The sequence below is a fragment of the Brachybacterium halotolerans genome (assembly GCF_016623465.1).
In the GTDB taxonomy this organism is placed as follows: Bacteria; Actinomycetota; Actinomycetes; order Actinomycetales; family Dermabacteraceae; genus Brachybacterium; species Brachybacterium halotolerans.
The window spans coordinates 294,003-318,633 of record NZ_JAEDAJ010000002.1; the positions used below are offsets into that span (position 1 = coordinate 294,003).

The window sequence follows — 24,631 nt, forward strand, 5'->3', positions numbered from 1 at the left end:
CTTCATTCTGCAGATGAGAACCTCGGACCATGCACGCCACCGACTCTCCCGAAGACCACGAGACGGCTCTGCAGCTGATCCTCGAGATGCAGAGCAGTGCGTCGACGGCGTGCGCGTATCTCGGCCGCCATGAGGCGGGGATCCGCGAGGATCTCGCGAACCTCGACCAGGGCTGGCGGGAGACACTGCGCGTGAGCCGGGGTGCCGATGGACGGGTCGACGGGGCCGTCCTCATCGAGTGGGACACGGAGCTGGATCGCTCGTGGGTCCACGGACCGTGGACGCGGCAGGGGCGATGGGAGCAGCAGGCGCCGGGACTGCTGGAATCCGTGATCGCCCAGGCCCCCGTTGCCTGTCACGAGATGTACGCCGCAGTGGAGAACGTGCAGATGGCGTGGCTCGCCGAGCGGTGCGGGTGGGCCGCCGGTGAGGCGAACTTCGAGTATGCGAAGCAGCTCGAGGATGGTCCGTCGGACCCGCGCATGGCGAACGACACCGTCCGGCCGGCGGACCCCGCGGATCTCACCCGCCTCGCCGAGCTCCACGAGGCGGAGTTCCCCGGCACCTATGCGTCCACGTCGGACCTCCTCGAGCACGGCGGCTCGTACTCGACGTTCGTGCACATCGAAGGCGGACGCGCGCTCGGATACCTCAGCGGTCAGACGCAGGAGGCCGACACCCTGTACGTCGACTTCCTCGCGGTCGCCCCGGACGCCCGGCGGCGCGGCGTCGCCCGCGGTCTGCTGGATGCGGCGGCGCTTCGCATGGGTGCGCGCACGATCACGCTGACCGTCGACGAGCATCGTCCGGAGGCGCAGCGCGTCTACGAGGCGCTCGGGTTCGTGCGGACCGCCTCGACGCGCCCCTTCCGGCTCACGGCCGCCAGCTGACCACCACCCGGCCGGCGGTGACGCCGTCGAGGACGATCTCGTCCTCGCTCGTGCCGAGCGCCCACTCCCCCGGAGCCTCGATTCGCGGGTGGCCCCGGATGCCGAGCTCGGCGCGGTCCAGGACGAGCTCGGCGCGCGTGTTCGCGGGAACCTGCACGAGGAGCGCGCCCGCGTCGCGATCGAGCTCGACGCCGACGGGCCCGCGGATGGTCGGCACGGTCCCTCGGATCCGGGCGAGCGGGCCGGGATGCGGGGCGATGCGCACCCGTGCAGCTCCCGGCTCGATCACCCGGACGCCGAGGACCCAGCGCGCGATGACGTTCACCGGCGCGGTCCCCCAGGCGTGCGAGAAGGACATGTTGGGCTTGTGCGCGGGATCCCAGGCCTCGGGCACGATGGTCGCGCCCAGGTCGTCGATCTGGTGCAACCAGCTCTCGGTGGTCCGCGCCGTCATCAGCGCGATCGCCTCGCGGGAGCGCCCGGCGGCGAACAGTGCGTCGAGCAGGAACTGCGCCCCGTAGACGCTCATGCGCATCCCGCCGGAGGCGAGGAACTCGCCGAGGGCGGGGAGGTGCTCGTCGGGCGCGAGGCCGAGGGCGACGGGGATCGCGGTCGCGTGCTGGGAGCGGTGCTCGCTGCCCTCCCCGTCGACGTAGGCGGGGCCGTCCCCGAGCATCCGCTCGTTGAGTGCCCTGGTCACGGCCGCGGCCGATTCCGCGAAGCCGTGCGCGACGCGCTCGTCGCCGATCGCCTCGCCGATCCGGGCGAGGGCGCGGAAAGCCGCAGCCTGGAAGGCGTTGAGCACCGTGTTGACCTCGGTGAACTCGAAGCCGTCGCGCGAGCTCTGGGGCCAGTCGACGAGGTCGGCGTCCCACTCGCTCGCGCTGCCCGGGTCCTTGCGGACCAGGTCGCCGTCGAGGAGGTGCTGGTAACCGCCCTGCTCGAGGAAGTGGAGGTCCTCGCGCAGGCGCCGGTCATCGCCCGTGGCCAGGTAGTCCTCCCATGCCATGAGCGGCGGCATCAGGTGGTACTCGGCGGGCCAGGTGGGGCGGCGGGTGAGGAAGGCCAGCGAGGCGCGGGCGAGCGCGAAGGACGGCTCCACGGCGTACTGCGAGCGCTGGTTGACCAGGGCGTCCCCCTCGTAGGGGAGGCGCTCGCGGGACTGGGTGTCCACGTACAGGTCCTGGCTGGTCGCCTCGATCGAGTACCGGCACATCTCCCACACGCGGTCCAGGTCCGGGTCCGAGGAGGTGAAGGAGCCGCCGCCCACGGCGGGCGACCGCAGCACCACCGGGCGCAGCGCGCGGGAGAGGTCGAGGCCGGAGCCGGCGTCGGCCTCGAGCTCGACGTGGCGGAAGGCGCGCAGCCCCCAGTGCTCGATGGTCTGCGGGCCGTCGCGCAGCGTCCACGTCTCCTCGTAGACGTTGCTCGTGCGCAGGCGGGAGCGCACGGCGCCGTCGGCCTCGAGCTCCTCCCCGAGCCGCACCCGGACCCGCGTGCCCGCGCGGCCGACCACCTCGAGGCGGATCCCGCCGACGATCTCGCGACCGAGGTCCGCCCGCCAGATCTCGCCGCCGCCCATCCGGTGCGCCCGCACGGTCTCGCCCAGGTGATGGCGGATGCTGACGGTCGCCGGCGTCGGCGGCGGCAGCTCGACCTCGCTGCGCAGCGCCAGGTCCCACCCGGAGTCGTCGAAGCCGGGGCTCTGCCAGCCGCGCGGCTCGTGCCGCATGTCCCAGTCCTCGCGCGGGGCCCGGAACCAGCCGCCGCCGATGTCCCCGAGCCCCGGCAGCATCATCGCCCCGCTGAACGCCCGCCAGCGGGTGGAGGTCGGCACCTCGAGGCGGGTGCCGTCGGCCAGCACCGCCACCAGGCGGGCGCTGAACGCTCTCCCCTGCTCGGCCCAGCACAGGGCGGCGAGGGCGTTGCGCCCGGGCCGCAGCACGCCGGTGAGGTCATGCGCGTGGTACATCGCCTCCTCGAAGCCCGAACGCACGCTGCCGTACCCCACGACCTGCGCGTTCGCCCACAGCTTGTACACGTGCTGGCGGCCGCCGCGCGGCCCCTGGGGCGTCGGCCCGCCCTCCGGGGACAGGCCCGCGGCCTCGACGAAGGCGGCGCGGACGGGCTGAGCGGGCAGATCGAACTCGGTGCGCAGCAGCACCCACGGGATGTCCTCCGCGGTCCACTCGTCCATCGCCACCGGACCCCAGATGGCCTCGCCGCCCCAGGCGTCCGCCGCGGTGACGAAGCACTGGGCGCTGGACCAGTCGCCGGGTGCGTCGGTGTCCACGGCGACCCGCCACCAGTACGGGGTGGAGGCGTCGAGGTCGGGCCCCTCGTAGGGCACGGCCACCGAGCGCTCCGAGGTCACCCAGCCGGTGTCCCAGAGCGGGCTGCCGAAGCCGCGCGGCGAGCGGGCGACCTGGATGCGGTGCATCCTCTGCATGGAGTCGCCCAGCTGCGGGACCACCCAGGAGAAGCGCGCACCGCGCACGGGGACGCCGACGGGCAGGTGCTGGAGGTCGACGCGCAGCTCCTCCGGGCGCGGTCTGGCGCGGGAGGACAGGTGACGGGGCGACATGCCGGGAGGACCTCCGCGCGTGGAGTCGGACGCGACCGTTCGATCCTATCGAGCCGGGGCGCCCGTCGGGGGGCCGGCGGGCCGACGGGTCCGCGGCGGGAGCGCCCTACGGCCGGGACACCAGCCCCTGCTCGACCATGAAGTCGAAGGCGACGTCCGCCGGCAGCTCCCCGCCCTCGTCGACCCGCAGGTTCAGCGAGCGCAGGGCGTCATCGGTGAGCTCGGGCGTCACGGTCTCGTAGACGTCCTGGAGCTGCGGATGCTTCGTCAGCGTCTCGGTGCGCAGCACAGGGGCCACGTTGTACGCCGGGAAGTAGTGTCGGTCGTCCTCGAGGATCTTCAGGTCCAGGCTCTGGATGCGCCCGTCGGTCGTGAAGACCTCGCCGAAGTTGCAGCTGCCGCGGTCCGTCGCGGTGTACACGGCGCCCGTGTCGTAGAGGCTGATGTTGCCCGCGGGGACGCCGTCGTCCTTCCCGCGCGGGATGTCGTAGGCCTTCAGCAGCGGCACGAGTCCGTCGGCCCGGGAGTTGAACTCCGACTCCACGCAGATGGTCCGGTCCTCCACGGGAAGGTCCTCGAGCTGGCTGAGCTTCGTGATGCCGCCCAGCTCCTCGACGGCCTCGCTGCGCACCGCGAGGGCATAAGTGTTGTTCAGCGGCGCGGGCGGCAGCCAGGTGAGGCCGTTGTCCAGGTCCGCATCGTGCACGGCCTGCCACTGCTTCTTCTTGTCGGGGATGCCCTTGGTCTCGCCCAGGTAGGTGAGCCACGCGGTGCCCGTGTACTCCCAGGTCATGTCGGCCCCGCCGTTGGTCATCAGCTCGCGCACGGGGACGCTGCCGGGGACGTTGGTGAGGTCGTCGACCTCGAAGCCGGCGGCGCGGGCGGCGATCACGCCGATCTTGCCGAGGATCAGCTGTTCGGTGAAGTTCTTCCCGGTGACGGTGATGCGTGCGCCCTGGGCGAGGTCGTCGATGCGCTTGATCTTCCCGGGGGCGACGTCCGGCGTGTACGCGGTCGCGGGGCGCAGCCCGCAGCCGGCGAGCGGGAGCAGGCCGAGCGCCGCGAGGGCTCCGAGCCGTCGGCGGCTGAGACGGCGGCCGCCGATCGAGTAGCCGACGGAGCGGCGCGAGAATCCGGCGTCCGGGCGGTCGGCGGGCCGGCTGCTCGGCCGGCCGGTGGGCGTGGTCTCGTGCATGCTCACAGTCCTTTCGGTCGGGCGACGTGCTCGACGACGCGGCCGGCCCAGTCCACGATCAGGGCGAGCACCGCGACCAGCAGCGCGCCGGAGATCAGGACCTTGAACAGGTACAGGTTGATGCCGGTGGTGATCAGCAGGCCCAGGCCGCCGCCGTTGACGAAGGCGGCGAGCGAGGCCGTGCCCACCAGCAGGACGAGCGCGGTGCGCACGCCGGAGAGCATGACCGGCACCGCGAGCGGCAGCTCGACGCGCAGCAGCACGGCGAAGGCGGTCATGCCCATCCCCCGCCCCGCCTCGACCAGGCGCTGGTCGACGCCGCGCACGCCGATCATCGTGTTCCGCAGCACCGGCAGGATCGCGTAGAGCACCAGGGCGATGATCGAGGCCTGGAACCCGTTGGGCACGAAGGCGGCGAGCAGGACGATGAGGCCGACGGCCGGGGCGGCCTGCCCGAAGTTCGCCACGGCCAGCACGGGCTCCGCGATCTTCCGGAAGGGGCCGCGGGTCAGCAGGATCCCCAGCGGCACGCCGATCACCAGCACGATCACGGTCGCCACCAGGGTGAGGGCGAGGTGCTGGCCGGTGAGCTCGAGGATCGTCGAGGGGTTCAGGGTGTTGCGCTCGGTGGCCGTGAGCGGCGCGAGCATCAGCCAGGCGCCGTAGACCACGAGGATCGCGAGCAGCACCAGGATCTGCACGATGAGCGGGCGCCACGGGCGCGGAGCGGGCGCGCGGTCCGCATCTGCCGCGTCGGTCGCGTCGGTCGAGCCGGCCGCGGCTGCCGCGTCGGCCGCGGCATCGATCGCGGCATCGTCGGTGGCCTGGGCGGCGGTGTCGGTCGTCGGGCGCTCAGTCATCGCGGGCCGATCCCTGCGGGGAGGTGACGGCGGCGCCCTCGTCGTCGATGACCACGTCGACCGCGCCGGTGTTGGTGCCCACCGGGGCCTCGCTCGAGCGCTCGGCGGCGCTCTGACGGGCCATGGTGATCGCGTCCATGATGGTCTCGACGTCCACGACCCCCTCGAAGACGCCGCCGCGGCCGGTGACCAGGGTGGCGCCGGCGCTCGAGACGAGCATCGTGTCCAGGGCGTCGTTGAGGGTCGCGCCCGAGCCGACGACGGGCAGCGCCGGGTCGAGCTCGGTGGGCAGGCGCGTCATGCGGGAGAGCTCGCGGCGCGAGGGCCAGGAGATGGGGCGTCCGCGCTCGTCGACCACGACCGCGTGGTTGTGGCCCGCCTGCTCGGCGCGGCGCAGGGCCTCCGCGGCGTTGCCGCCGGCGTGCGCGACGACCGCGTCGGCCGCCTCGACCTCCCGCACGCGGCGCAGGCCCAGCTGCTTGAGGGCGGCGCCCGAGCCGATGAAGTTCTCGACGAACTCGTCGGCCGGCTCGGCGAGGATCCGCTCGGGGGTGTCGTACTGGACGATCTGCGCGCCCTCGCGGAAGACCACGATCCAGTCGCCGAGCTTCACGGCCTCGTCGAAGTCGTGGGTGACGATGACCATCGTCTTGCGCACTTCCTGCTGGATGCGGATCAGCTCGTCCTGCAGGCGCTGGCGGGTGATCGGGTCGACGGCGCCGAAGGGCTCGTCCATGAGCAGCACGGGCGGGTCCGCGGCGAGCGCCCGGGCCACGCCCACGCGCTGCTGCTGCCCGCCCGAGAGCTCCTTGGGGAACCGCGAGCGGTAGACGTCGGGGTCGAGGCCGACCAGCTCGAGCAGCTCCTCGACGCGCTCGGCGATGCGGGCCTTGTCCCAGCCCAGCATCTTGGGCACGAGCGCGACGTTCTGGGCGACGGTCATGTGCGGGAACAGGCCGCCGGCCTGGATGACGTAGCCGATGCGGCGGCGCAGCTCGTCGCCGTTGATCGTGGTGACGTCCTCGCCGCCCAGCACGATGCGCCCCTCGGTGGGCTCGATGAGGCGGTTGATCATCTTCAGCGTGGTCGTCTTGCCGCAGCCGGAGGGGCCGACGAGCATGACGACCTGGCCCTCGGGGATCTCGAGGGTGACGCCGTCGACGGCCGGGCGCTTCTGCCCGGGGTACCGCTTGGTGACGGCGTCCAGGAAGATCGAGCGGCCCGATGCCACGCCGGAGGCGGATTCCGCGGCGGCGGTGGTCTGGGTGCGGGGGTCTGAGTCGGTCACCGGATGCCCTTCGAGGTCGTGAGCCTGCCGAGGCCCAGCAGCAGGAGGTCGAGGATGAGGGCCAGGAGGATGACGCCGACGGTGCCGGTCACCACCGACTCGATCGCCCCGGCACCGCCGAGGCGCGAGAGGCCCTGGAAGATGAAGCCGCCCAGCCCGGGGCCGAGCACGTAGGCGGCGACCGCCGCGACGCCCATGACCATCTGGGCGGAGACGCGCACTCCGCTGAGGATCACGGGCCAGGCCAGCGGCAGCTCGACGCGGAAGAAGATGCCCAGCCGGCTCATGCCCAGGCCCCGCGCCGATTCGACGAGCGCCGGATCCACCCCGGCGAGGCCCACGATGGCGTTGCGCAGGATGGGCAGCGCCGCGAAGAAGACGACCACGATGACCGCGGGCTTCACCCCGAAGCCGAAGGGCGCGACCATCAGGCCGATGAGGGCGAAGGACGGGATGGTGAGCCCGACGGCGCTCACCGAGTTGGCGGCGGCGCGGCCGAGGCTCGAGCGGTGCACGAGCGCGGCGATCGCGACCGCGATGACCGTCGCGAGGACGACGGACTGGGCGACGAGGCTGAAGTGCTGGGCGGCGGCGAACAGGATCTCGCTCGAGCGGGAGCTGAGGAATTCGCCGAAGTCCACGGAATCGCCTGCGCTCTCGTCGGGGGTCGGGGTCTGTGGGCCGGACAATGCTGCTCGTGGGCGGTGACGGGAAGATTCTCCGGTCGGCCGCACGGATCCTTCCGGTCCGTGGCGGCAACGCGGCCCGGCGATCGCATCGGTCGTCACGCGCTGCAATGCCTCGTCGACCGTAGGGTGCCGCGCGCCCCACCTCAAACCGCGGAGGCCGACGAAACCTCTCATACCGGGAGGAAGCGGGGCGACGGCGCGCGCCGTGGAGTGGCGCCTCGGAGCGGCGTCATGGGCGGTCAGCGCCGCTTTTCGCCGACGAGCGCCGCGTGAACGGTCACGATCACGTCACGATCGGGCGCCGCTCGCCCAGCGCTGTAGGTTCGAGGGCGTGCACCCCTCGGACATCCGCCACCTGCTCTCCGTCTCCACACCCGCCCTCGCTCCCGACGCGAGCTTCGCGATCGTCGCCGTCTCCCATCCGGACGAGGGGGCCGACCGGAGCGTCGGCCAGCTCTGGAGGTTCGAGCTCGACGGCGCCGGCCGCAGGCACGGGGCTCCGCGGCGGGAGAGCGGCGCAGCCCGGCGCCTCACCCGCGGGATCTCCGACTCCGCGCCCCGTCTCTCCCCCGACGGCTCCGTCCTCGCCTTCCTGCGACCCGACGCGCGCGGCCGCGCGCAGATCCATCTCCTGGATCCCCGCGGCGGCGAGCCGATGAAGGTCACGGACGCCCCGCTGGGCGTCGGGGAGTTCGTCTTCTCGCCCGACGGCTCCCGCCTCGCGTTCCTCGCGCGGATCCCGGAGCCCGGTCGCTACGGCACCGTCGACGGCATCGGCCCCGATGCGGAGCCCGCGCGGCGGGTGGACAGCGTGCGCTGGCACGCCAACGGCGTGGGCTGGAGCATCGACCGATCCCGCCAGGTGCACGTCCTGGACCTGCCGTCCCTGGACGACGAGCCCGAGTACCCGCAGGCGCCGCGGGTGGGGACGGGCAGCGAGGGCGGGGCCGACGGGGTTCGCGGTCCCGCCGAGTCCGACGGGGCCGAGGGCGCCGACGGGGCCGAAGACGCCTCCCCTGCTCCCGGCACGGTCGTGCAGCTCACCGAGGGCCCGGACGATCACACGGCGCTCGCCTTCGACACCGACGGCACGCGCGTGCTCGCGGTGCGCGACCGCCTCGAGTCCGACGTGCGCGACCTGCGCTCGGTGCTCGTCGCGATCGATGCCGGGACCCCGTCGTCCGCATCGATCCTGCTGGAGGAGGCCGACGGCCTCTCGATCGACCAGCTCGTCGCGCTCCCCGGCGGCGCTCTCGCCCTGCTCGCCTCCGAGCCGATCGACGGCCGTGACGCGATCGCGCCGGACCGCGCCGTCTGGCTGCTGGACCCGCCGAGCGGCTCCGCGTCCGGCCGTCCGCGCCGGATCACGGATCCCGAGCAGCTCGAGCTGACCTCAGCCGGGCCACTCGAGACGGCGGGCGATCGGGTGCTCGTCCACGAGCTGACGCGCGGGCGCATCCACCTGCACCTGGTCTCCCGCGACGGCACCACGCAGGAGGTGCTCGGCGGCGACCTCGAGGCGCACGGCGCCGCGGCCGTCTCCCCGCTCGGACGGGCCGGCGAGGTCGTGGTCCTCGCCGCCGTCTCGACCCCCACCAGCGCGGGCGAGCTCGTGCAGGTGCAGGTCCCGGCGCCGGGCGAGTCCGACGCGGACGCGGCGCGTGCCCTGCCGTCGGCCCCTCGCGTGCTCACCGACCTGGGTGCCGACCTGCGCGCCTGCGGGCTCGTCGCCCCGCGCGAGCTCGAGGTGGCCGGCCGCGATGGTCACCCGGTCCACGGCTGGCTCGCGGTGCCCGAGGGCGAGGGCCCCTTCCCCGTGATCCTCATAATCCATGGCGGACCGTTCGCGCACTACGGCGTCAGCGTCTTCGACGAGGTGCAGGTGCTCGCGGGTGCCGGGTACGCGGTCGCCTACTGCAATCCGCGCGGCTCCGCCGGGTACGGACGGGCGCACGGTCGCGCGATCAGGCACCGCATGGGCACCGACGACTTCGCCGACGTCATCGACTTCCTCGAGGGCGCGATCGCGGCCGACGCCGCGGAGCATCCGGGCCGGCTGGACGCCTCGCGCCCGGGAATCATGGGCGGCTCCTACGGCGGCTACCTCACCGCGTGGACCATCGCCCACGACCATCGCTTCGCCGCGGCGATCGTCGAGCGCGGCTTCCTCGATCCGGCGAGCTTCCAGGGCACGAGCGACATCGGCTCGTACTTCGGCGACGAGTACGTGGGCACCGACCCGGCCGACATCGCGCGGCAGAGCCCGTTCGCGCACGTGGGCGACGTGCGCACGCCCACCTTCGTCATCCACTCCGAGCAGGACCTGCGCTGCCCGCTCGAGCAGGGCACCCGCTACTTCGCGGCGCTGCGCCGCAACGGGGTGCCGTCCTCGATGCTGGTGTTCCCCGGCGAGGACCACGAGCTCACCCGCTCCGGCCGCCCCCGGCACCGTCTGCAGCGCTTCGCCGCGATCCAGGACTGGTGGGAGCAGGCGTTCAGCGGCCGGGCATGAGCGCGACGCTCAGCGGCCGCTCGTGAGCGCCTCCCAGGCGAGCGTCGCGAGCAGCAGCGCCTGGTCCGCGAGCACCGAGTCGTCGAACATCGCGTACGCGGAGTGGTTCGAGGCCGGCGGGTGCTCGGGGTCCCAGTCGGCGGCCACGCCCACGAAGCCGTAGGCGCCGGGCACCGCCTCCAGCACGCGCGAGAAGTCCTCGGATCCCGTGCGGGGCCGCTCGAGCTGCTCGACGCGCTCCTCGCCGAACAGGTCGCGCGCCACGCGCGAGAACTCCTCGGCGGCGGCGGCGTCGTTCACCGTCGCGGGAAGGACCTCCCGGAACTCGACCTCCGCCTCGAGTCCGTGGGCGGCGGCCACGTGGCGCACCAGCTCGGGCAGCTCGCGCGCAGCGCGTCGGACGGCCTCGGCGCTGAACGTGCGCACGCCGGCGCGCAGCCGCGCCCGCTCGGGGATCACGTTCGGGGCGGATCCGGCATGGAGCTCGCCGACGGTGACCACGACCGGGTCGAAGACGCTGAAGCGGCGGGTGACCTCGGTCTGCAGGGCGAGCACGATCTCCGCGGCGGCGGGCACGGGGTCGCGGGCCTCCTGCGGACGCGAGCCGTGGCCCCCGGTGCCCAGCACCGTCACCTCGAGGATCGAGTAGGCGGCCATCAGGGTGCCGCCGCGCACCCCGATCCGCCCCGTCGGCGAATCGGCGTGGACGTGGATGCCGAAGGCGCTGGTGGGACGCTCGCCGGCGACGTCCAGGAGCCCCTCGGCGAGCATGCGGCCGGCCCCGTCGTACCCCTCCTCTCCCGGCTGGAACATGAGGATCACGGTGCCCGGCAGCTCGTCGATCCGCGCGGCGAGGAGGCGGGCGGCGCCGACGAGTCCGGCCACGTGCAGGTCGTGCCCGCACGCGTGCATCGCCCCGTTGGTCGAGGCGAAGGGCAGGCCCGTCGCCTCGGTGATGGGGAGCGCGTCCATGTCGCCGCGCAGCAGGGTCACCGGTCCCGGTCTGCCGCCGCGCAGCACGCCCACCACCGAGGTCAGGTCACGGCCCTGGATGATCTCGAGGCGGTCGCCGTCGAGCCCGAGGCCCTCGAGCTCGCGCAGGACCCTCTCCTGGGTCCACGGCAGCTGCAGCCCGACCTCGGGATGGGCGTGCAGGTCCCGGCGCAGCGCCTGGAGGTCGGCGAGGAAGCCGTCGGGGAGGGCGAACGGTGCGGGCATGAGGTCTCCTCGGTCGTCGTCGGATCGGGTCCAGTCTGCCCGGATCGGTGCGCCTGCGCGTCGCGGGTGCCACACTGGTGGCGCGCAGGAGGTGATCGCCTTCTCTTTCCACGCCCGGGGTGGAGACCGCGACGGAGGAGTGGACTAGCATCGATCCGGCCCTCGATACCGTCGTGGAGGACAGCCTCCGGGGACGCGGTCGATGCTCACGCCCCCTGGGATGTCCGCCCGCCGTGATCCTCGCGCCCGCCAACCCCCAGGCGTGCCCGCCGCCGACACGTCTCCATCCCGTCCATCGAGGAGAAAGATGTTCGAGTTCCCCTTCGGCAGTCGCCGGACCGTTCCTGCCAAGGACGGCGCGAGCTGGCCTCACGTCATCATCATCGGCGGTGGCTTCGCCGGCGCCAACGCCGTGCTGGGCCTGCGCGACACCCGCGTGCGCGTCACCCTCATCGACCGCAACGTCTACAAGACGTTCCAGCCGCTGCTGTACCAGGTCGCGACCGCCGGCCTGAACCCGGGCGACGTCACCATGTTCCTGCGCGGCCTGTCGCTGAACGTGCCGAACATGCGCTACCGCCAGGGCGAGGTCGTGGGCGTCGACCCGGAGCAGAAGGTCGTGCGCCTCGAGAACGGCACGGACAGCCCCGACGAGCTCTCCTACGACTACCTGGTCCTCGCCAACGGCGCGACCACCACGTACTTCGGCACCCCGGGCGCCGAGGAGCACGCGATGCCGATGTACACGCGCTCCCAGGCGATCGCCATCCGTGACCGCGTGTTCTCCGAGCTCGAGCGCACCAGCCGCATCGAGGACACCGACCGGGTGCACGTCTCGATCGTCGGCGGCGGGCCGACGGGCGTGGAGATCGCCGGCGCCCTCGCGGACTTCCGCATGCAGGAGCTGGACATCCTCTACCCGGAGATGGACCCGGGCACTCTCCAGATCACGCTGCTTCAGCGCGGCGGCGAGCTCATCAAGGAGTTCCGAGAGGAGTTCCGCGAGTACGCGGCCGAGGAGCTCGAGGCCCGCGGCGTCGAGCTGCGCCTGGGCCACGGCGTGAAGTCCGTGGGCTACGACTTCGTCGAGCTCGACGACGGCTCGATCCTCGAGTCCGACATCACCGTGTGGGCCGCGGGCGTCGCGATCGCGGAGACCGTCAAGGACTGGGGCCTGCCCCAGGATTCGCGCGGACGCCTCGACGTCGACGAGAACCTGCAGGTCAAGGGCTTCCCCGGCGTGTACGCGGCCGGCGACATCGCCGGCGGCGAGAACGCCCTCCCGCAGCTCGCGCAGCCCGCCATCCAGTCCGGCCGCGCCGTCGCCCGCATGATCGACGCCGACGTCCGCGCCCAGGGCAAGGACAAGAAGCCCTTCCACTACGTGGACCTGGGCACCATGGCCACGATCGGCCGCCGCGCCGCCATCACCGAGCTGCCCGACCTGCCGATCGCCGGCTCGATCGGCCTCTCCGGCACGGTGGGCTGGTTCGCCTGGCTGGGCGTGCACGTCACCAAGCTGCTGGGGCACCGCAACCAGCGCGCGGTCTCGATGAACCTGCTGAGCCTGTACGCCGGCACCCGCGCCACCCACCAGCCGAACCCCGTGGTCGGCGAGGTCGACTCGATCGCCGCCGCCACGACCTTCCGCGAAGAGGCCCAGCACCGCCTGTTCGGCCCCGACAAGCAGCACAGCTGAGCCCGGGCTGGGCCCGGCCGGTGCCTGGGTGGGGCAGGTCGACTGCCTGGGCGCGGTCGGCCGACTGGCTGGGCGCGACCGGTTGACTGCCTGGTATGCGCGACCGGTTGACTGCCGCGCCCGGACAGTACCGGCGCGGCTGCCCCCGGGGACTGGAACGTCGTCGATCTGCGGATCGCGGGCACTCGGCGGGCGGTCTCCAGCGGGGGCGTGCACTACGCGTAGTCATAGGTCGGGTGACGTGCTCTATTCGTCGTGACCCGACCTCCTGCTACGCGAAGTGCACGGGGCACCCGGAGACCCGTGTCAACGCCGCGGTGTCGCCCCGTCCGGCGGTCGCCCCTCGGCCCCTCGTCGCAGCGAGCCTTGTCCTCAGCGCAGTGACCGACGCTTGCGGTGCAGACGGTGGGCGACGATGGACCTCAGAAGCTCACGGGTCCGTTCCCACTCCTCGATGACGTCCTCCCAGGTCAACCGTAGAACCACATAACCCTGCGCGATCAGCAGCTGATCCCGGCGCCGGTCCTCCGCGTACGCATCCGGGTCCGTGTGGTAGGCAGCGCTGTCGCATTCGATGATCAGACGCTCACCCACACGGATGTCGGTGCGGCCCACGGTGTCGACGTACCACTGCGGCTCCACTCGAACCCCCAGGCGCTGCAGGTACCTGCGCACCCGAGTCTCCGTGCCCGACTGGGCACGCGGGTCGATGACACCGATGCTCTCGCGCAGCTTCACCGGCAGACCCGCGAGCACCCCGTCGATCTCGTCCGCGCTCAGCAACCCCTGGTTCGCCACGGACTCGAAGGCGATCGCCGCGTCCTCCGCTCCGCGGCAACGCGCGAGGCGGTCCAGTGCGATGCGGATCGGCATGATCGGCTCGAAGTCGGGCCAGCGGTGCTGTTACTTGTGGGGCACGACGCCACGATCAGGGGTGCGCGGCTTCTCCCCGCGCAGGGTCGCCACATGCAGCTTCTCGTCGCGCACCATCCAGACGCCGTGCAACTCCAGGGCGTCCCCGCAGGTGAGGCGGGCCCCGATCTTCAACGCTCGGGCAACCTTCGCGGGGGTCTCCGGCGTTCCGTACCATCCGCGCCCGAGCTGGACGAGCGTCCCCTGCGCGATCTCTCGCGCGATCACTCGGCGGGAGATCCCGCTGTCCTCGCGCACGGACGACGGGATCACGTGCAATTCCTTCTTGTGCTCCGATTCCATGTCGCGGAGCCTCTGCCGTGCGCAGTGCCCCCACCAGCCTTCCGCGCCGATTGTGGATGACAGCGCCCACCCCGGGGTTGGGGAGGACTCGCGGTGCCCGTCCCGCTGCGTCTTCGGCGCGGCGCCGACGGGCGCACTGCCCTCTCTCCGCCGGGTCTCGAGCAAGGGTGTGCACTACGCGTAGTCATGGGTCGGGTGACGTGCTCTATTCGTCGTGACCCGACCTCCTGCTACGCGAAGTGCACGGGGTGCCCGGGGACTCGCGCCGAGACGGCGACGCGGGCCCGCGCGGCCGACCACGCGACGTGCGCGTCCACCCGCATCTGCGCGCTCAGTCGACGCCTGCGGACTCAGTCGACCCCGGCGATGCGGAAGCCGACGCCTCCGGCGCGGGGCGCGGACCTGCCGATCGGCCGGCCCGAGCTCTCCGCCTCCTCCTGCAGACGACGGGTGACGTTGGCGGTCGCGACGGCGGCCTCGGCGGCCTCCGCCCCCTTGTCCTCGATGGAGCCCGCGAGGCCGGCGCGGTCGAGGGCCTGCTGTTCGGTGTCGCAGGTCAGCAGGCCGAATCCGATGGGGATGCCCGTGCGCAGGGTGACGTCGGTGAGCCCCTGGGTGGCGGCCTGGCACACGTACTCGAAGTGCGGGGTGCCGCCGCGGATCACGGTGCCGAGCGCGATGACCGCGTCGGCCGAGGCCGCGGCGTGGAGGGCGGCGACCGGCAGCTCGAACGAGCCCGGGACGCGGACCAGGTCGACCGAGCTGACCTTCGCCTCCTCCAGGGCGCGCGCGGCGCCGTCGATCAGTCCGTTCATGATCTGCTCGTGCCAGCTCGCGGCGACGATCACGACCCTCAGGTCGCTGCCGTCCGTGTTCAGCTGGGGCGCTCCTGCTCCGCTCATGACTGGGGTGTCCTTCCTGTGGTGGTGAGAGGTGTGCTGGCCTGTGTTGTGGCGGCCTGGGTTGCGGTGGCCTGGGTCGTGGTGGTGTCGAGGGGGATGAGGTGCCCCATCGCCTCGGCCTTGGTGCGCAGGTAGCGGGCGTTGTGCGGGGTGCGGCCGACGAGCAGCCGGGTCGTGCGGGCCACGTCGATCCCGTGCCGCGCGAGCTCCTGCGCCTTCTGCGGATTGTTGGTCAGCAGGTCGACGTGCTCGAGGCCCAGGTCGCGGAGGATCGCGGCGGCCGCTCCGTACTCCCGCAGGTCGCCCTCGAAACCGCGCTCCAGATTGGCGGTGAGGGTGTCGAATCCGTGGTCCTGCAGGTCGTACGCGGCGATCTTCTCGAGCAGGCCGATGCCGCGGCCCTCGTGCCCGCGCAGATAGATGACGGCGCCGCCGCGCTCGGCGACCTGGCGCAGCGACTCCTCGAGCTGCGGCCCGCACTCGCACCGCAGGGAGCCGAACGCCTCCGCCGTCAGGCACTCCGAATGCACGCGGACCAGCGCCGGGGCCACCGCGGAAGCCGGTGCCGCCGCGGGTGCCGGATGCGCCGCGGGTGCCGGATGCGCCGCGGGTGCCGGATGCGCCGCGGGTGCCGGGTGCGCCGGGACCGCCGTAACCGCCTCGGCCGGGCGCTCGGGCGGGTCCGCCACCAGGGCGACGTGGTCGGCGCCCGTGCGCAGGTCGCGGAAGCCGTGGATACGGAACGCGCCGTGCCGCGTCGGCAGGTCGGCGCTGCCCGTGTGCTCGACGCGAGCCGGCGCTGCGGCCCGAGGCTCGGGCCCGACGCTGCGCGACTCCTCCTGCCCCGCGTCCTGCCCTGCACGCCCGCGGTCACCCGGGTGCCCCGCGAGTCCGTCGACGAGGTCCGCGATCGTGAGCAGCACGAGTCCCTCGTCGGCGGCGAGGACGCTCGCCTCCTCGAGCCGCATGACTTCGCCGTCGTCCCTGACCAGCTCCCCGATCGCGCCGACGGGCGGGAGGCCTGCGGCGCGGCACAGGTCGACCGCGGCCTCGGTGTGCCCGGGCCGCTCGCCGACGCCACCGGGCACGGCGCGCAGCGGGATCACGTGGCCGGGGCGGATGAGGTCCGCGGGCACGGCCCGGGGATCGGCGAGGGCGCGCAGCGTCGTGGCGCGGTCGCTCGCAGAGATCCCGGTGGTGACACCGCGCGCGGCGTCGACGCTCACGGTGTACGCGGTGCGCAGGGAGTCCTCGGTGCGGGGCACCATGAGCGGCAGCTCGAGGTGATCCGCGATCTCGGCGGGCATGGGCGCGCACAGGTAGCCGGACGTCCGTCGCACCATCCAACCCACCCACCGCGGGGTCGCGAGCTGGGCGGAGATGATGGCGTCGACCTCGTTCTCGCGGTCCTCCGAGTCCGCGACGAGCACGGGCCGACCCGCGCGCAGCTCCGCGAGCGCCGCGTCGATCCGGGCCTCGCGCGTCCCGGGGATCAGGGCCCCGGGAGCCGTCGTGTCCGTCATCGGCGTCGTCCCGGCTGTCGTCGGCGTCGTCCCGCTCATCGCCGCGCCGCCTCGGCCTCGGGCACGTCGGGGGCCTCTGCCACGCCGGGCACGTCGGGGACGGCCTGATCAGGTGCGTGGGCCCCGACCGCGCCGGTCTGCTGCAGACGCGCGACGTATCGCGCGAGCACGTCGACCTCGATGTTCACCAGGCCCCCCTCGTCGAGGCCGCCCAGGGTGGTGGCCTCGAGTGTCGCGGGGATGAGGGAGACGCCGAAGCTGTCCTCGCCCGCGGACGTGACCGTGAGGGAGACGCCGGAGACGGTGATCGCGCCCTTCTCGGCGATCAGCGGCGCGAGCGCGGGATCGATGGCGAAGACGAGGTCGACCCAGCGTCCGCCGTCGCGGCGGCTGCGCAGGGTGGCGACGCCGTCGACGTGCCCCTGGACGATGTGGCCGCCGAGACGGGCGTCGGCCCGCAGCGCGCGTTCGAGGTTCACGCGCGCGCCGGGGGCGACGTCGCGCAGAGCGGTGCGGCGCAGGGTCTCGGGGACCGCGTCGACCGCGAATCCGCCGTCGCCGGTGAGGTCGACCACGGTGAGGCACACGCCGTCGACCGCGATCGAGTCGCCGAGGCGGGCGTCGGACGCGGCGAGCGGGCCGCGCAGCTGCAGGCGGGCCTCGCCGCCGGGCAGCGGGGTGAGGGTCTCGAGGGTGCCGATCTCCTCGACGATGCCGGTGAACATGGGGTCTCCTTCCGGGAGCGGACGGTGGGCGGTCCGGTGGTGGTGAGTCCGGTGGTGGATGGGCGACGGGTGGGGCGTGGGCGAGCGGACGACGGGGGCGGGGATCAGGTCCCCGAGCCAGGTGCGGGAGCGGTCCGACGGGCGATGAGGAGCACGTCCTCGCCCAGGCGCTGCACGTCCTCGGTGTGCCAGCGCGGGGCGTCGGCGAGGGTCGGGATGCCGAGGTCGGAGATCGCCGATCGGCCGGTCGCCCCGAGGTGCAGGGGCGCGAGGTAGGCGTGGATCTCGTCGATCAGGCCGGCGCGGAGGAAGGCGGTGGCGAGCCCCGGCCCGCCCTCCAGCACGGCGTGGCCGACGCCGCGGGCGGCGAGCGCGGCGAGGACCTCCTGCGGCTCGTGCGTACGCAGGTGCAGGAATCGCCCGTCGGTGCCGCGCACTGCAGCGTCCTCGGGGACGTCGCGACGTCCGACGACGACGCGCAGCGGCTGGCTGGACGCGGAAGGTCGGGGCTGCGCGAAAGTTTCGGGACCAGCGGCAGCGTCCCGCCGGGCGGCAGCGTCCCGCCGGGCGGCAGGGTCCGGCCGGGCGGTGAGCGACGGGTCGTCGGCGAGCACGGTGCCCGTGCCGACGATGATCGCGTCGGTCCGGGCGCGCACCGTGTGGGCGTGGGCGCGGGAGGCCTCGCCGGTGATCCACCGGCTGGTGCCGTCGGCCGCGGCGACCTTGCCGTCCAGGCTCGTCGCCATCTTCAGCACGAGGTGCACGGTGGTCGGCTCGGGACTCGGTCCCTGCTCGGAGTCCGGTGCCTGCTCCGGGGCTGTCGCCCGGTCCGGCTCCGACGCCCCGTCGGCGGCCGCCCGGGCGGCCCGCGCGAGCCAGCCGCCCAGGAGCTCGCGCGACTGCTCCTCCCGCAGGCCGCCCACCACGTCGACGCCGGCCGCCGCGAGCTCGCGGGCGCCTCCGCCCGAGGCGGCGCCGGGGTCGGCCAGGGCGAAGACGACGCGGGCGATCCCGGCGTCGCGCAGCGCCCTCGTGCAGGGGCCGGTGCGGCCGGTGTGCGCGCAGGGTTCGAGGGTGACCACGGCCGTCGCGCCCCGGGTCTCGCCGCCTCGGGAGCGCGCGTCGGCGATGGCCGCGACCTCGGCGTGGGGCGTGCCGGCGCCGCGGTGCCAGCCCTCGCCGAGGGTCGTCCCGTCGGCCGCGAGGAGGACGCAGCCCACGCGGGGGTTCGCGTCCTCGGCGAGACCGCGGGCGGCGAGCGCGAGCGCGCGGTCCATCGCGGCGCGCTCGTCGGGCGTCGCGGCTGCAGCGGATGGGGGCGTGTGGTGCCCATGCACGGAAGCCTCCGGATCGGCGGTGGTCCGGGGCGATGGCACGGCGGCAGAAGCGTCACCGGGGCGGACGACGGCGAGCCGACGCCGCGCACAGCGACGCCACATCTCCTCCCATCCGGACTTTTACCGTCGGTCCTGGAGTTCCACCAGGTCAACCGGCTCCCGAGGGAGCCGGGTCGCGGACTGTCACCGCCGGTTCAGAGTTTCACTGACCCCGGAGAATGTGGTTCATTCGCGAGCGACACTAGCACCGCGATCCGGGTGCTCGAGAAGTCGGTGTCGCGGTGTGAACACTGCCCAGCCCTCAGGCGACGCGGTCGGGGAACTCGACCCTCATGCCGTGCAGGCGGTATCCGGCGACGACGTCGTCCCAGGCGATCTCGGGGGCACATGCGAGGCGCGGGGCGGCGTCGAGCAGATGCTCCAGCAGCACCGCCGACTCGGTGATCGCGAGGTGCTCGCCGGGGCAGCGATGGGGCCCCGCGCCGAAGCTGAACCCGGCCGGCGAGACCCCGCGCGGCAGCGGGCGGTGGGGCCTGATCTCGAGCGGATCCTCCCCCATGACCTGCGCGTCCGCGTTGGCGTCCCGGACGTGGACGTCGATCAGGTCACCGGGCCGGACGTCGGCCGACGCGGGGCATCCGGACACGTCGAAGGGCTCCCGCGCGCGGCGGTAGAGGTGCCCGACCACGGGCTCGAGCCGGATGATCTCCCGCAGGATCGCGGCCTTCTCCTCGCGGTCGCCGGCGAGGAACTCCGTGCGCAGCGCCTCGTCGTCCAGGAGGCGCCAGCACGCCATCACCAGGAACTCGCGGGTGGTGATCATCCCGGCGCTCGCGTAGGTGACGCATTCGACGAGGATGTCGGCGCCGCGCGCGCCCTGGTCGAGCAGGTGGCTGATCACGTCGTCGGCGGGGTGTCGGCGTCGCCGGCGGATCGCCGGGCGGACGTCGCGCAGGTGGAAGGCGGCGAGCGGTCCGAGCCCGCGGACGGCGGCGAGCGCCCACTGCGGCAGGGAGCGGCCCCAGCGCGGGCGGGTCAGGTCGACGTCCGGCTGCCGCTGCAGGCGCACGAGCCGGCGCGACATCGCCTCCAGGGGCGAGGCGGTGAGGCCGACGATCTCGCGGCTCACCGCCACCGAGTAGAGCAGGGCGAGCTGACCGAGGTCGCAGCCGCCCTCGCGGACCGCCTCGCCGACGAGGCGGACGGCCTCGCGCTCCATGGTCTCCGCGCTGGAGCGTTCGATGCCCTGCGGGGAGAAGAAGCGGCCGACGGCGCGGCGCTGGGCGTCGTGGCCGGGTCCGTCGGACAGCAGGATCGGGTGGCGGCGCAGCCGGCCGCTCGGGATCGCCTCCGCGGTGAACCCTGCCTGCGTCGTGCCCTCGCGGCGCCGGAGCACCTCGCGCGCCGCCGGGTGCGATCGGATCCTCCAGACGCGCGGGACACGGGCGTCACCCGTCCGGTCAGTGCCCGGATCCGCGCCGGGGACGCGCGGGCCCCGGAGCAGGGACCGCAGGCCGAGGGGACCCGCGCCGGGGATGTCGCTGTGCAGCGGGCAGCCGCGTTCCTCGGGACGATCCGAGCGTCGGGAGCCGGCAGGATCGGCGCCGGAGCCGGTGGGATCGGCGCGGGCGTCGTCGGAGCCGGTGGGGTCGCGGCTCACCGCGACCTCCCGTCGAGCTCCTCGATCACGGCGCCGAGCACGCGGGCGGCGGGTGCGGGGACGACGTCCTGGGCCTCCGCGAGGACGGCGCGCGCCTGCACCACCTCCCGCGCTGCGAGCGCCTGCACGTGCGCCTCGGCGCCGCAGTCCGCGAGCAGTGAGCGCACGTGCCGACCGTCGGGAGCGCACAGGTCTGGGCTTCCCAGGGCCGCCTCGATGAGCGGCCAGTCGGGCGTGCCGCGGGCGAAGTCCGTGATCGCCGTCTGCTTTCCCTCGCGCAGGTCGGAGCTGGGGTCCTTGCCGTGCTCGGCGGCGGACCCGAACACGGAGAGGGCGTCGTCCTGATGCTGGAAGGCGATGCCCAGGTGCCGTCCGGCGCTCGTGAGCGCATCGCGTGCGGGCTCGGGGGCGCCGGCCAGGACGCAGGCCGCGCGCAGGGGCAGCTCGAAGCTGTAGGTGGCCGTCTTGGTGCGGGTCATCTCCGCGATCACGTCCGTCTCGGGGGCGACGATGCCGTCGCTGAGCGAGACGTCGAGGAACTCGCCGACGGCGGACTCGGCGACAGCATCGCCCAAGGCGTCCAGCAGCGCGAGACGCTCGGAGCGGGGCAGGTCGACGCGCGCGAACACCTGGTGGGCGAGGGCGAGCATCTGGTCGCCGACCAGGACGGCGGTGCTGCGGGCCCAGTGGCTGCGGCGGTCGTCCGTCCCCGCCGAGCCAGAGCCGGAGCCGGAGTCCGAGCGCGAGTCCGAATCCGCGGCCGAGCCGGAGCCCTGCTCCTGGGCGATCAGGGCGCCGACGAGGTTGGCGCGGCCGCGCCGGGTGAGGTCGTTGTCGATGACGTCGTCGTGGAGGAGGAAGGCGAAGTGGAGCACCTCGAGCGCCGCGGCGAGACGCACCGCCTCGGCGCGTTCGGCGACGGGACGGCCCGTGCGCGAGGGCAGGTCCGCGCTCAGGGCGTCGAAGGCCTCCAGCAGCAGTCGCGGGCGCAGCAGCTTCCCTCCTGGGAGCTGCGCGGCGGCGAGCTCCCAGAGCTGCAGGACCTCCCCTCCGTGACGGCGTGCGCGCCGGGAACCCTCGTCCATCAGCCGCGCCGTCGCCCGGCGGACGTCCTCGCTCACGTCCATCGCGGACTCACCCGAGCTGGCGGGGACGTCTCCGGCCAGGCGGAGATCCCCCGGGGCGCGAGCGTCGTGCGCCGCGACGTCGACCTGGTCCTCGACGGCATCGATCTCCTCCATCGGCTCGCTGCTCATCTCCACCATCGTCCCCTTGTCTGCATGGTGCCTGCACCTCGCGACCCACGGAACCGAGCGTCGCCGCGGAGTTCCTCAGCATGTCATCTTCCCGGGAAAGATTCCAGCCGTGGAAGCAGAATTCATCATGCGGCAGTAGGGTGGCCGCCATGACCGAGCCCGGCACGCGCGACACCGCCGCACCCGAGTCGCCCACGAGCACGCCCGACCGTCGGCCCTGGCGCGTTCACGACCTCGCCGCGAGCGATCCCGAGGGTGAACTGGCCGACCGCTCGGGACTCGACGAGACCGCCGAGCGCGAGATCGACGACCTGATGGCGGCGCTCGTCGCGCTGCGCCGGGCCGAGGAGGAGCTCTCCTCCGCATCGCGCGCCTTCATGGACCTCGGCGCGACGGACATGCGCGCCCTGCACTACCTCATCGCCGCAGCCCACACCGGTGAGCTGGCGACGCCGGGGGCCCTCGGCGAGCACCTGGGCATCTCCTCGGGCGCGACCACGAAGCTGCTGGACCGGCTCGCCCGGGGCGGGCACATCACGCGCGGGCACCACCCCGCGGACCGTCGGGCGGTGACGATCGCCGTCTCCCCCGCGACCCGCCGCGCGGCGATGGACTCGATGGGCCGCCAGCAGGCGGGGCGGGTGCGCGCCGCTGCACGTCTGAGCTCGGAGGAGCGCGGGACCGTCACCCGCTTCCTGCTCGACATGGCCGGCGAGCTGTCCCCTGCGGGTCTGGACTGGGCGGAGGGCTCGGCGAGGAGCGCTGGAGCACCGCATGCACGGTGAGTACCTGATCCTGCTGGGGCTGTGCCTGCTGGTGACGCTGCCGCTCGAGTTCGTGATCGGAGCGCGCGTGCACCGCAGCCCGCGCCGTCTGCTCGCGACCCTGCTCCCCACCGCGATCATCTTCCTGGCCTGGGACTACGTGGGAATCCACAGGCATCACTGGCGGTACGACCCCGCGAAGATCTCCGGGATCACGCTGCCCGGCGGCATGCCGCTCGAGGAGCTGCTGTTCTTCCTGGTGATCCCGATCTGCGCGCTGCTCACGCTCGAGGCCGTGGAGATCCTCCTCGGCCGGATCCGCCGACGGACCCGCCGTCGGGCCCGCCCCGCCGACGAGGAGACGAGGAGCCGGAGTGCCTGAGTACACGATCCTCACCGTCATCGCGCTCCTCGCCGTCCCCGCGCTCGAGCTGCTGTGGCTGCGCACGGGCCTGTTCCGCCGCCCCGCCTACTGGATCTCGATGGCCATCGTGCTGGGCTTCCAGATCCTGGTGGACGGCTGGCTGACGAAGCTCTCCGCCCCGATCGTCCTCTACGACGACGCGATGACCCTGGGCATCCGCTTCCCCTTCGACATCCCGATCGAGGACTTCGGATTCGGCGCCGCGATGGTCACCCTCGCGATGCTGCTGTGGACGCGCGCGGGATCGACGAAGGCGGCCGACGAGCACCGCAGGGCGCAGCGATGAGCGTACGTCCCGGCCGCGACCGCCGCGCCGTCCTGCATCGCGGGCCGACGGGGCGCGCGAGCGCACCGGCGAAGGACGTCGTGGTGGTCGGCGGCGGGATCGCGGGCATCTCGGCCGCCACCGTGCTCGCCGAGCGGGGCGTGCGCGTGCACCTCCTCGAGGCGCGCGGCACCTGGGGCGGCAGGGCGCGCTCGTGGGACCTGGGCGACGGACGCTCCATGAGCCGCGGCTTCCATGCCTTCTTCCGCCAGTACTACACGCTGCGCCGTCTGCTCGCCCGCGCCGACCCGTCCCTGGCGCACCTGCGGGACATCGGCGACTATCCGCTGCAGCTCGCGGACGGGCCCCGCGACACCTTCCGCGGCATCCCCCGCACCCCGCCGTGGAGCGTCGCGGCCTTCGCCCTGCGCAGCGACAGCTTCCCGCTGCGCGAGCTCGCCCGGGTCGACGTGCGCCGCGCCCTGGACCTGCTGCGCGTCGACTTCCCCGGCACCTTCCGCGCGCTCGACGGGACGAGCGCGCAGGACGTGCTCGATGCGCTGCGCTTCCCCCACGACGCCCGGCACCTCGCGCTCGAGGTCTTCGCGCGGTCCTTCTTCGCCGACCCCCGCGAGTTCTCCGGTGGGGAGCTCGTGGGCATGTTCCACGCCTACTTCATGGGGTCCGCGGAGGGCCTGATCTTCGACGTCCCCTGCGACGCCTACTCCCGCACGCTCTGGGATCCACTCGTCGAGCGCCTGCGCTCCCTGGGTGCGGACGCCCGCACGTCCGCCGCCGTGCACGGCATCGAGACCCTGCCGCGCCGGGCGGCCGACGGGTCGGGGTCACCGCGCGATCTCCTGGTGAGGACCGCCGACGGCGACCTGCGCACCGACGCCGTGGTGATGGCCGCCGATCCCCGCTCCGCGCGCACCCTCCTGAGCTCTACCGCCGCGGCCGTGCCGGGGTGGCAGGGCTGGCTCGATCGCGTCTCCGCGCAGCGCAACGCACCGCCCTTCGCCGTGCTGCGGCTGTGGCTCGATCGACCCGCCGCGCCGGACTCCCCCGCGTTCCTGGGCACCAGCGGCTTCGGGCCGCTGGACAACGTCTCGATGGTGGACCGCTTCGAGCGGACCGCGCACGACTGGGCGCAGCGCCACAGCGGGAGCGTGGTCGAGCTGCACGCCTACGCGCTCGACCCCGCCGCCGCGACTTCCGCCCACGGGTCCGCCGACGAGTCCGCCGACGACACCGCTCGAGGCGGGAGGCTGCGCGACGAGCTGCTGCGGCAGATGCACCGCCTGCACCCCGAGCTCGCCGACGCGCACATCCTCCACGAGCAGTGGCTGGTCGAGGACGACTGCCCGCTCGTGGGCACCGAGCCGTGGGACGAGCGCCCGGGCGTGGGCACGCCGGACGCCCGCATCGTCGCCGCCGGGGACTGGCTGCGCACGCGAGAGCCGGTCGCCCTCATGGAGCGCGCCGCGCTCACGGGGGTGCAGGCGGCGAACAGCCTGCTCGCCCGCTGGGGCGTGCGCGGCGAGGACTGGTGGACGGTGCCGATGACGGGCGTGCTGCGCCGCGCCCGGTCCCGGCGGCCCCGGCGGCCGTGAGATCCCCGCGGT

21 protein-coding genes and 1 riboswitch are annotated in these 24,631 nt (G+C 73.6%); of the genes, 7 read left to right on the forward strand and 14 right to left on the reverse strand.

The features are described from left to right. Positions 1-29 precede the first annotated feature (29 nt). A complete protein-coding gene (locus tag I8D64_RS05485) occupies positions 30-890 on the forward strand; it encodes a GNAT family N-acetyltransferase (RefSeq protein ID WP_200501502.1) in 861 nt (286 codons plus the stop codon). Here the strand turns inward: I8D64_RS05485 and I8D64_RS05490 are convergent. The 5 genes from I8D64_RS05490 to I8D64_RS05510 form a co-directional block, all read right to left on the reverse strand. Then, positions 874-3,474 carry a family 78 glycoside hydrolase catalytic domain gene (locus I8D64_RS05490; RefSeq protein WP_200501503.1) on the reverse strand — a complete coding sequence of 867 codons (2,601 nt, stop codon included), beginning with the start codon at positions 3,472-3,474 and terminating at the stop codon, positions 874-876. The two genes, I8D64_RS05485 and I8D64_RS05490, sit on opposite strands and share 17 nt — an antisense overlap. Before the next feature lie 106 nt (positions 3,475-3,580). After that, positions 3,581-4,669, reverse strand: a complete 1,089-nt coding sequence (locus tag I8D64_RS05495) for a glycine betaine ABC transporter substrate-binding protein (protein ID WP_200501504.1) — start codon at positions 4,667-4,669, stop codon at positions 3,581-3,583. Between the two features lie 2 nt (positions 4,670-4,671). After that, positions 4,672-5,529 (reverse strand): ABC transporter permease subunit, encoded by an 858-nt coding sequence (locus I8D64_RS05500; protein WP_200501505.1) that lies wholly within the window; start codon positions 5,527-5,529, stop codon positions 4,672-4,674. Continuing rightward, positions 5,522-6,760 carry an ATP-binding cassette domain-containing protein gene (locus tag I8D64_RS05505; RefSeq protein WP_200501694.1) on the reverse strand — a complete coding sequence of 413 codons (1,239 nt, stop codon included), beginning with the start codon at positions 6,758-6,760 and terminating at the stop codon, positions 5,522-5,524. The genes I8D64_RS05500 and I8D64_RS05505 overlap by 8 nt, the downstream gene beginning before the upstream one ends. A gap of 53 nt (positions 6,761-6,813) precedes the next feature. Continuing rightward, entirely contained in the window at positions 6,814-7,458 is a 645-nt protein-coding gene (locus I8D64_RS05510) for an ABC transporter permease (protein ID WP_228359400.1), read from the reverse strand. A gap of 379 nt (positions 7,459-7,837) precedes the next feature. On the opposite strand from I8D64_RS05510, the gene I8D64_RS05515 reads away from it, so the two are divergent. After that, on the forward strand, positions 7,838-10,018 hold the full coding sequence (locus I8D64_RS05515; protein WP_200501507.1) for a prolyl oligopeptidase family serine peptidase: 2,181 nt from the start codon (positions 7,838-7,840) through the stop codon (positions 10,016-10,018). A gap of 9 nt (positions 10,019-10,027) precedes the next feature. On the opposite strand, the gene I8D64_RS05520 is transcribed toward I8D64_RS05515, so the two are convergent. Next, complete coding sequence (locus tag I8D64_RS05520; RefSeq protein WP_200501508.1) at positions 10,028-11,236, reverse strand: M20 metallopeptidase family protein; 1,209 nt, start codon at positions 11,234-11,236, stop codon at positions 10,028-10,030. Positions 11,237-11,543: 307 nt separating this feature from the next. Here I8D64_RS05520 and I8D64_RS05525 point away from each other — a divergent pair, with 307 nt between their 5' ends. Continuing rightward, a complete protein-coding gene (locus I8D64_RS05525; RefSeq protein ID WP_200501509.1) occupies positions 11,544-12,935 on the forward strand; it encodes an NAD(P)/FAD-dependent oxidoreductase in 1,392 nt (463 codons plus the stop codon). Between the two features lie 372 nt (positions 12,936-13,307). Here the strand turns inward: I8D64_RS05525 and I8D64_RS05530 are convergent, their stop codons facing one another. The 8 genes from I8D64_RS05530 to I8D64_RS05565 all read right to left on the reverse strand — a co-directional run bounded on the left by I8D64_RS05530 (position 13,308) and on the right by I8D64_RS05565 (position 21,553). Beyond that, positions 13,308-13,808, reverse strand: coding sequence for an endonuclease domain-containing protein (locus tag I8D64_RS05530; RefSeq protein ID WP_200501510.1), 501 nt, complete (start codon positions 13,806-13,808; stop codon positions 13,308-13,310). 30 nt (positions 13,809-13,838) lie between these two features. Further along, on the reverse strand, positions 13,839-14,150 hold the full coding sequence (locus I8D64_RS05535) for a hypothetical protein (RefSeq protein ID WP_200501511.1): 312 nt from the start codon (positions 14,148-14,150) through the stop codon (positions 13,839-13,841). Between the two features lie 350 nt (positions 14,151-14,500). Then, a complete protein-coding gene (gene ribH / locus I8D64_RS05540) occupies positions 14,501-15,052 on the reverse strand; it encodes a 6,7-dimethyl-8-ribityllumazine synthase (RefSeq protein ID WP_200501512.1) in 552 nt (183 codons plus the stop codon). Then, positions 15,049-16,575 carry a 3,4-dihydroxy-2-butanone-4-phosphate synthase gene (gene ribB / locus I8D64_RS05545; RefSeq protein WP_200501695.1) on the reverse strand — a complete coding sequence of 509 codons (1,527 nt, stop codon included), beginning with the start codon at positions 16,573-16,575 and terminating at the stop codon, positions 15,049-15,051. Before ribB ends, ribH begins: the two co-directional genes overlap by 4 nt. Positions 16,576-16,610: 35 nt before the next feature. Continuing rightward, positions 16,611-17,300 (reverse strand): riboflavin synthase, encoded by a 690-nt coding sequence (locus I8D64_RS05550; RefSeq protein ID WP_200501513.1) that lies wholly within the window; start codon positions 17,298-17,300, stop codon positions 16,611-16,613. A 104-nt stretch (positions 17,301-17,404) separates the two neighbouring features. Next, positions 17,405-18,577, reverse strand: a complete 1,173-nt coding sequence (locus tag I8D64_RS05555; RefSeq protein ID WP_200501514.1) for a bifunctional diaminohydroxyphosphoribosylaminopyrimidine deaminase/5-amino-6-(5-phosphoribosylamino)uracil reductase RibD — start codon at positions 18,575-18,577, stop codon at positions 17,405-17,407. 156 nt (positions 18,578-18,733) lie between these two features. Next, positions 18,734-18,861, reverse strand: a riboswitch (FMN riboswitch). Positions 18,862-18,938: 77 nt separating this feature from the next. Continuing rightward, complete coding sequence (locus I8D64_RS05560) at positions 18,939-20,297, reverse strand: cytochrome P450 (RefSeq protein WP_343068446.1); 1,359 nt, start codon at positions 20,295-20,297, stop codon at positions 18,939-18,941. Continuing rightward, positions 20,294-21,553, reverse strand: coding sequence for a polyprenyl synthetase family protein (locus tag I8D64_RS05565; protein ID WP_200501515.1), 1,260 nt, complete (start codon positions 21,551-21,553; stop codon positions 20,294-20,296). The genes I8D64_RS05560 and I8D64_RS05565 overlap by 4 nt, the downstream gene beginning before the upstream one ends. 149 nt (positions 21,554-21,702) lie before the next feature. Between I8D64_RS05565 and I8D64_RS05570 the strand changes: the two genes are divergently transcribed. The 4 genes from I8D64_RS05570 to I8D64_RS05585 are packed head-to-tail and all read left to right on the forward strand — an operon-like array spanning position 21,703 to position 24,619. Next, the gene (locus I8D64_RS05570) at positions 21,703-22,338 is read left to right on the forward strand and encodes a MarR family winged helix-turn-helix transcriptional regulator (RefSeq protein ID WP_200501516.1); all 636 of its coding nucleotides are present in this window, start codon (positions 21,703-21,705) and stop codon (positions 22,336-22,338) included. Next, positions 22,328-22,699: a lycopene cyclase domain-containing protein gene (locus I8D64_RS05575; protein WP_200501517.1), complete on the forward strand. Its 372-nt coding sequence runs from the start codon at positions 22,328-22,330 to the stop codon at positions 22,697-22,699. The genes I8D64_RS05570 and I8D64_RS05575 overlap by 11 nt, the downstream gene beginning before the upstream one ends. After that, entirely contained in the window at positions 22,692-23,027 is a 336-nt protein-coding gene (locus tag I8D64_RS05580; protein WP_200501518.1) for a lycopene cyclase domain-containing protein, read from the forward strand. The genes I8D64_RS05575 and I8D64_RS05580 overlap by 8 nt, the downstream gene beginning before the upstream one ends. Further along, complete coding sequence (locus I8D64_RS05585; RefSeq protein ID WP_200501519.1) at positions 23,024-24,619, forward strand: FAD-dependent oxidoreductase; 1,596 nt, start codon at positions 23,024-23,026, stop codon at positions 24,617-24,619. Before I8D64_RS05580 ends, I8D64_RS05585 begins: the two co-directional genes overlap by 4 nt. Positions 24,620-24,631: the final 12 nt, after the last annotated feature.

Excerpts from the sequence above, each read along its gene's own strand:
- I8D64_RS05500 (WP_200501505.1), bottom strand. The coding sequence starts at position 5,529 with ATGACTGAGCGCCCGACGACCGACACCGCCGCCCAGGCCACCGACGAT.
- I8D64_RS05585 (WP_200501519.1), top strand. The coding sequence starts at position 23,024 with ATGAGCGTACGTCCCGGCCGCGACCGCCGCGCCGTCCTGCATCGCGGG.
- I8D64_RS05550 (WP_200501513.1), bottom strand. The coding sequence starts at position 17,300 with ATGTTCACCGGCATCGTCGAGGAGATCGGCACCCTCGAGACCCTCACC.
- ribB (WP_200501695.1), bottom strand. The coding sequence starts at position 16,575 with ATGACGGACACGACGGCTCCCGGGGCCCTGATCCCCGGGACGCGCGAG.
- I8D64_RS05495 (WP_200501504.1), bottom strand. The coding sequence starts at position 4,669 with ATGCACGAGACCACGCCCACCGGCCGGCCGAGCAGCCGGCCCGCCGAC.
- I8D64_RS05530 (WP_200501510.1), bottom strand. The coding sequence starts at position 13,808 with ATGCCGATCCGCATCGCACTGGACCGCCTCGCGCGTTGCCGCGGAGCG.
- I8D64_RS05490 (WP_200501503.1), bottom strand. The coding sequence starts at position 3,474 with ATGTCGCCCCGTCACCTGTCCTCCCGCGCCAGACCGCGCCCGGAGGAG.
- I8D64_RS05485 (WP_200501502.1), top strand. The coding sequence starts at position 30 with ATGCACGCCACCGACTCTCCCGAAGACCACGAGACGGCTCTGCAGCTG.
- I8D64_RS05535 (WP_200501511.1), bottom strand. The coding sequence starts at position 14,150 with ATGGAATCGGAGCACAAGAAGGAATTGCACGTGATCCCGTCGTCCGTG.
- I8D64_RS05575 (WP_200501517.1), top strand. The coding sequence starts at position 22,328 with ATGCACGGTGAGTACCTGATCCTGCTGGGGCTGTGCCTGCTGGTGACG.
- I8D64_RS05555 (WP_200501514.1), bottom strand. The coding sequence starts at position 18,577 with ATGGACCGCGCGCTCGCGCTCGCCGCCCGCGGTCTCGCCGAGGACGCG.
- I8D64_RS05520 (WP_200501508.1), bottom strand. The coding sequence starts at position 11,236 with ATGCCCGCACCGTTCGCCCTCCCCGACGGCTTCCTCGCCGACCTCCAG.
- I8D64_RS05570 (WP_200501516.1), top strand. The coding sequence starts at position 21,703 with ATGACCGAGCCCGGCACGCGCGACACCGCCGCACCCGAGTCGCCCACG.
- I8D64_RS05525 (WP_200501509.1), top strand. The coding sequence starts at position 11,544 with ATGTTCGAGTTCCCCTTCGGCAGTCGCCGGACCGTTCCTGCCAAGGAC.
- I8D64_RS05565 (WP_200501515.1), bottom strand. The coding sequence starts at position 21,553 with ATGAGCAGCGAGCCGATGGAGGAGATCGATGCCGTCGAGGACCAGGTC.
- ribH (WP_200501512.1), bottom strand. The coding sequence starts at position 15,052 with ATGAGCGGAGCAGGAGCGCCCCAGCTGAACACGGACGGCAGCGACCTG.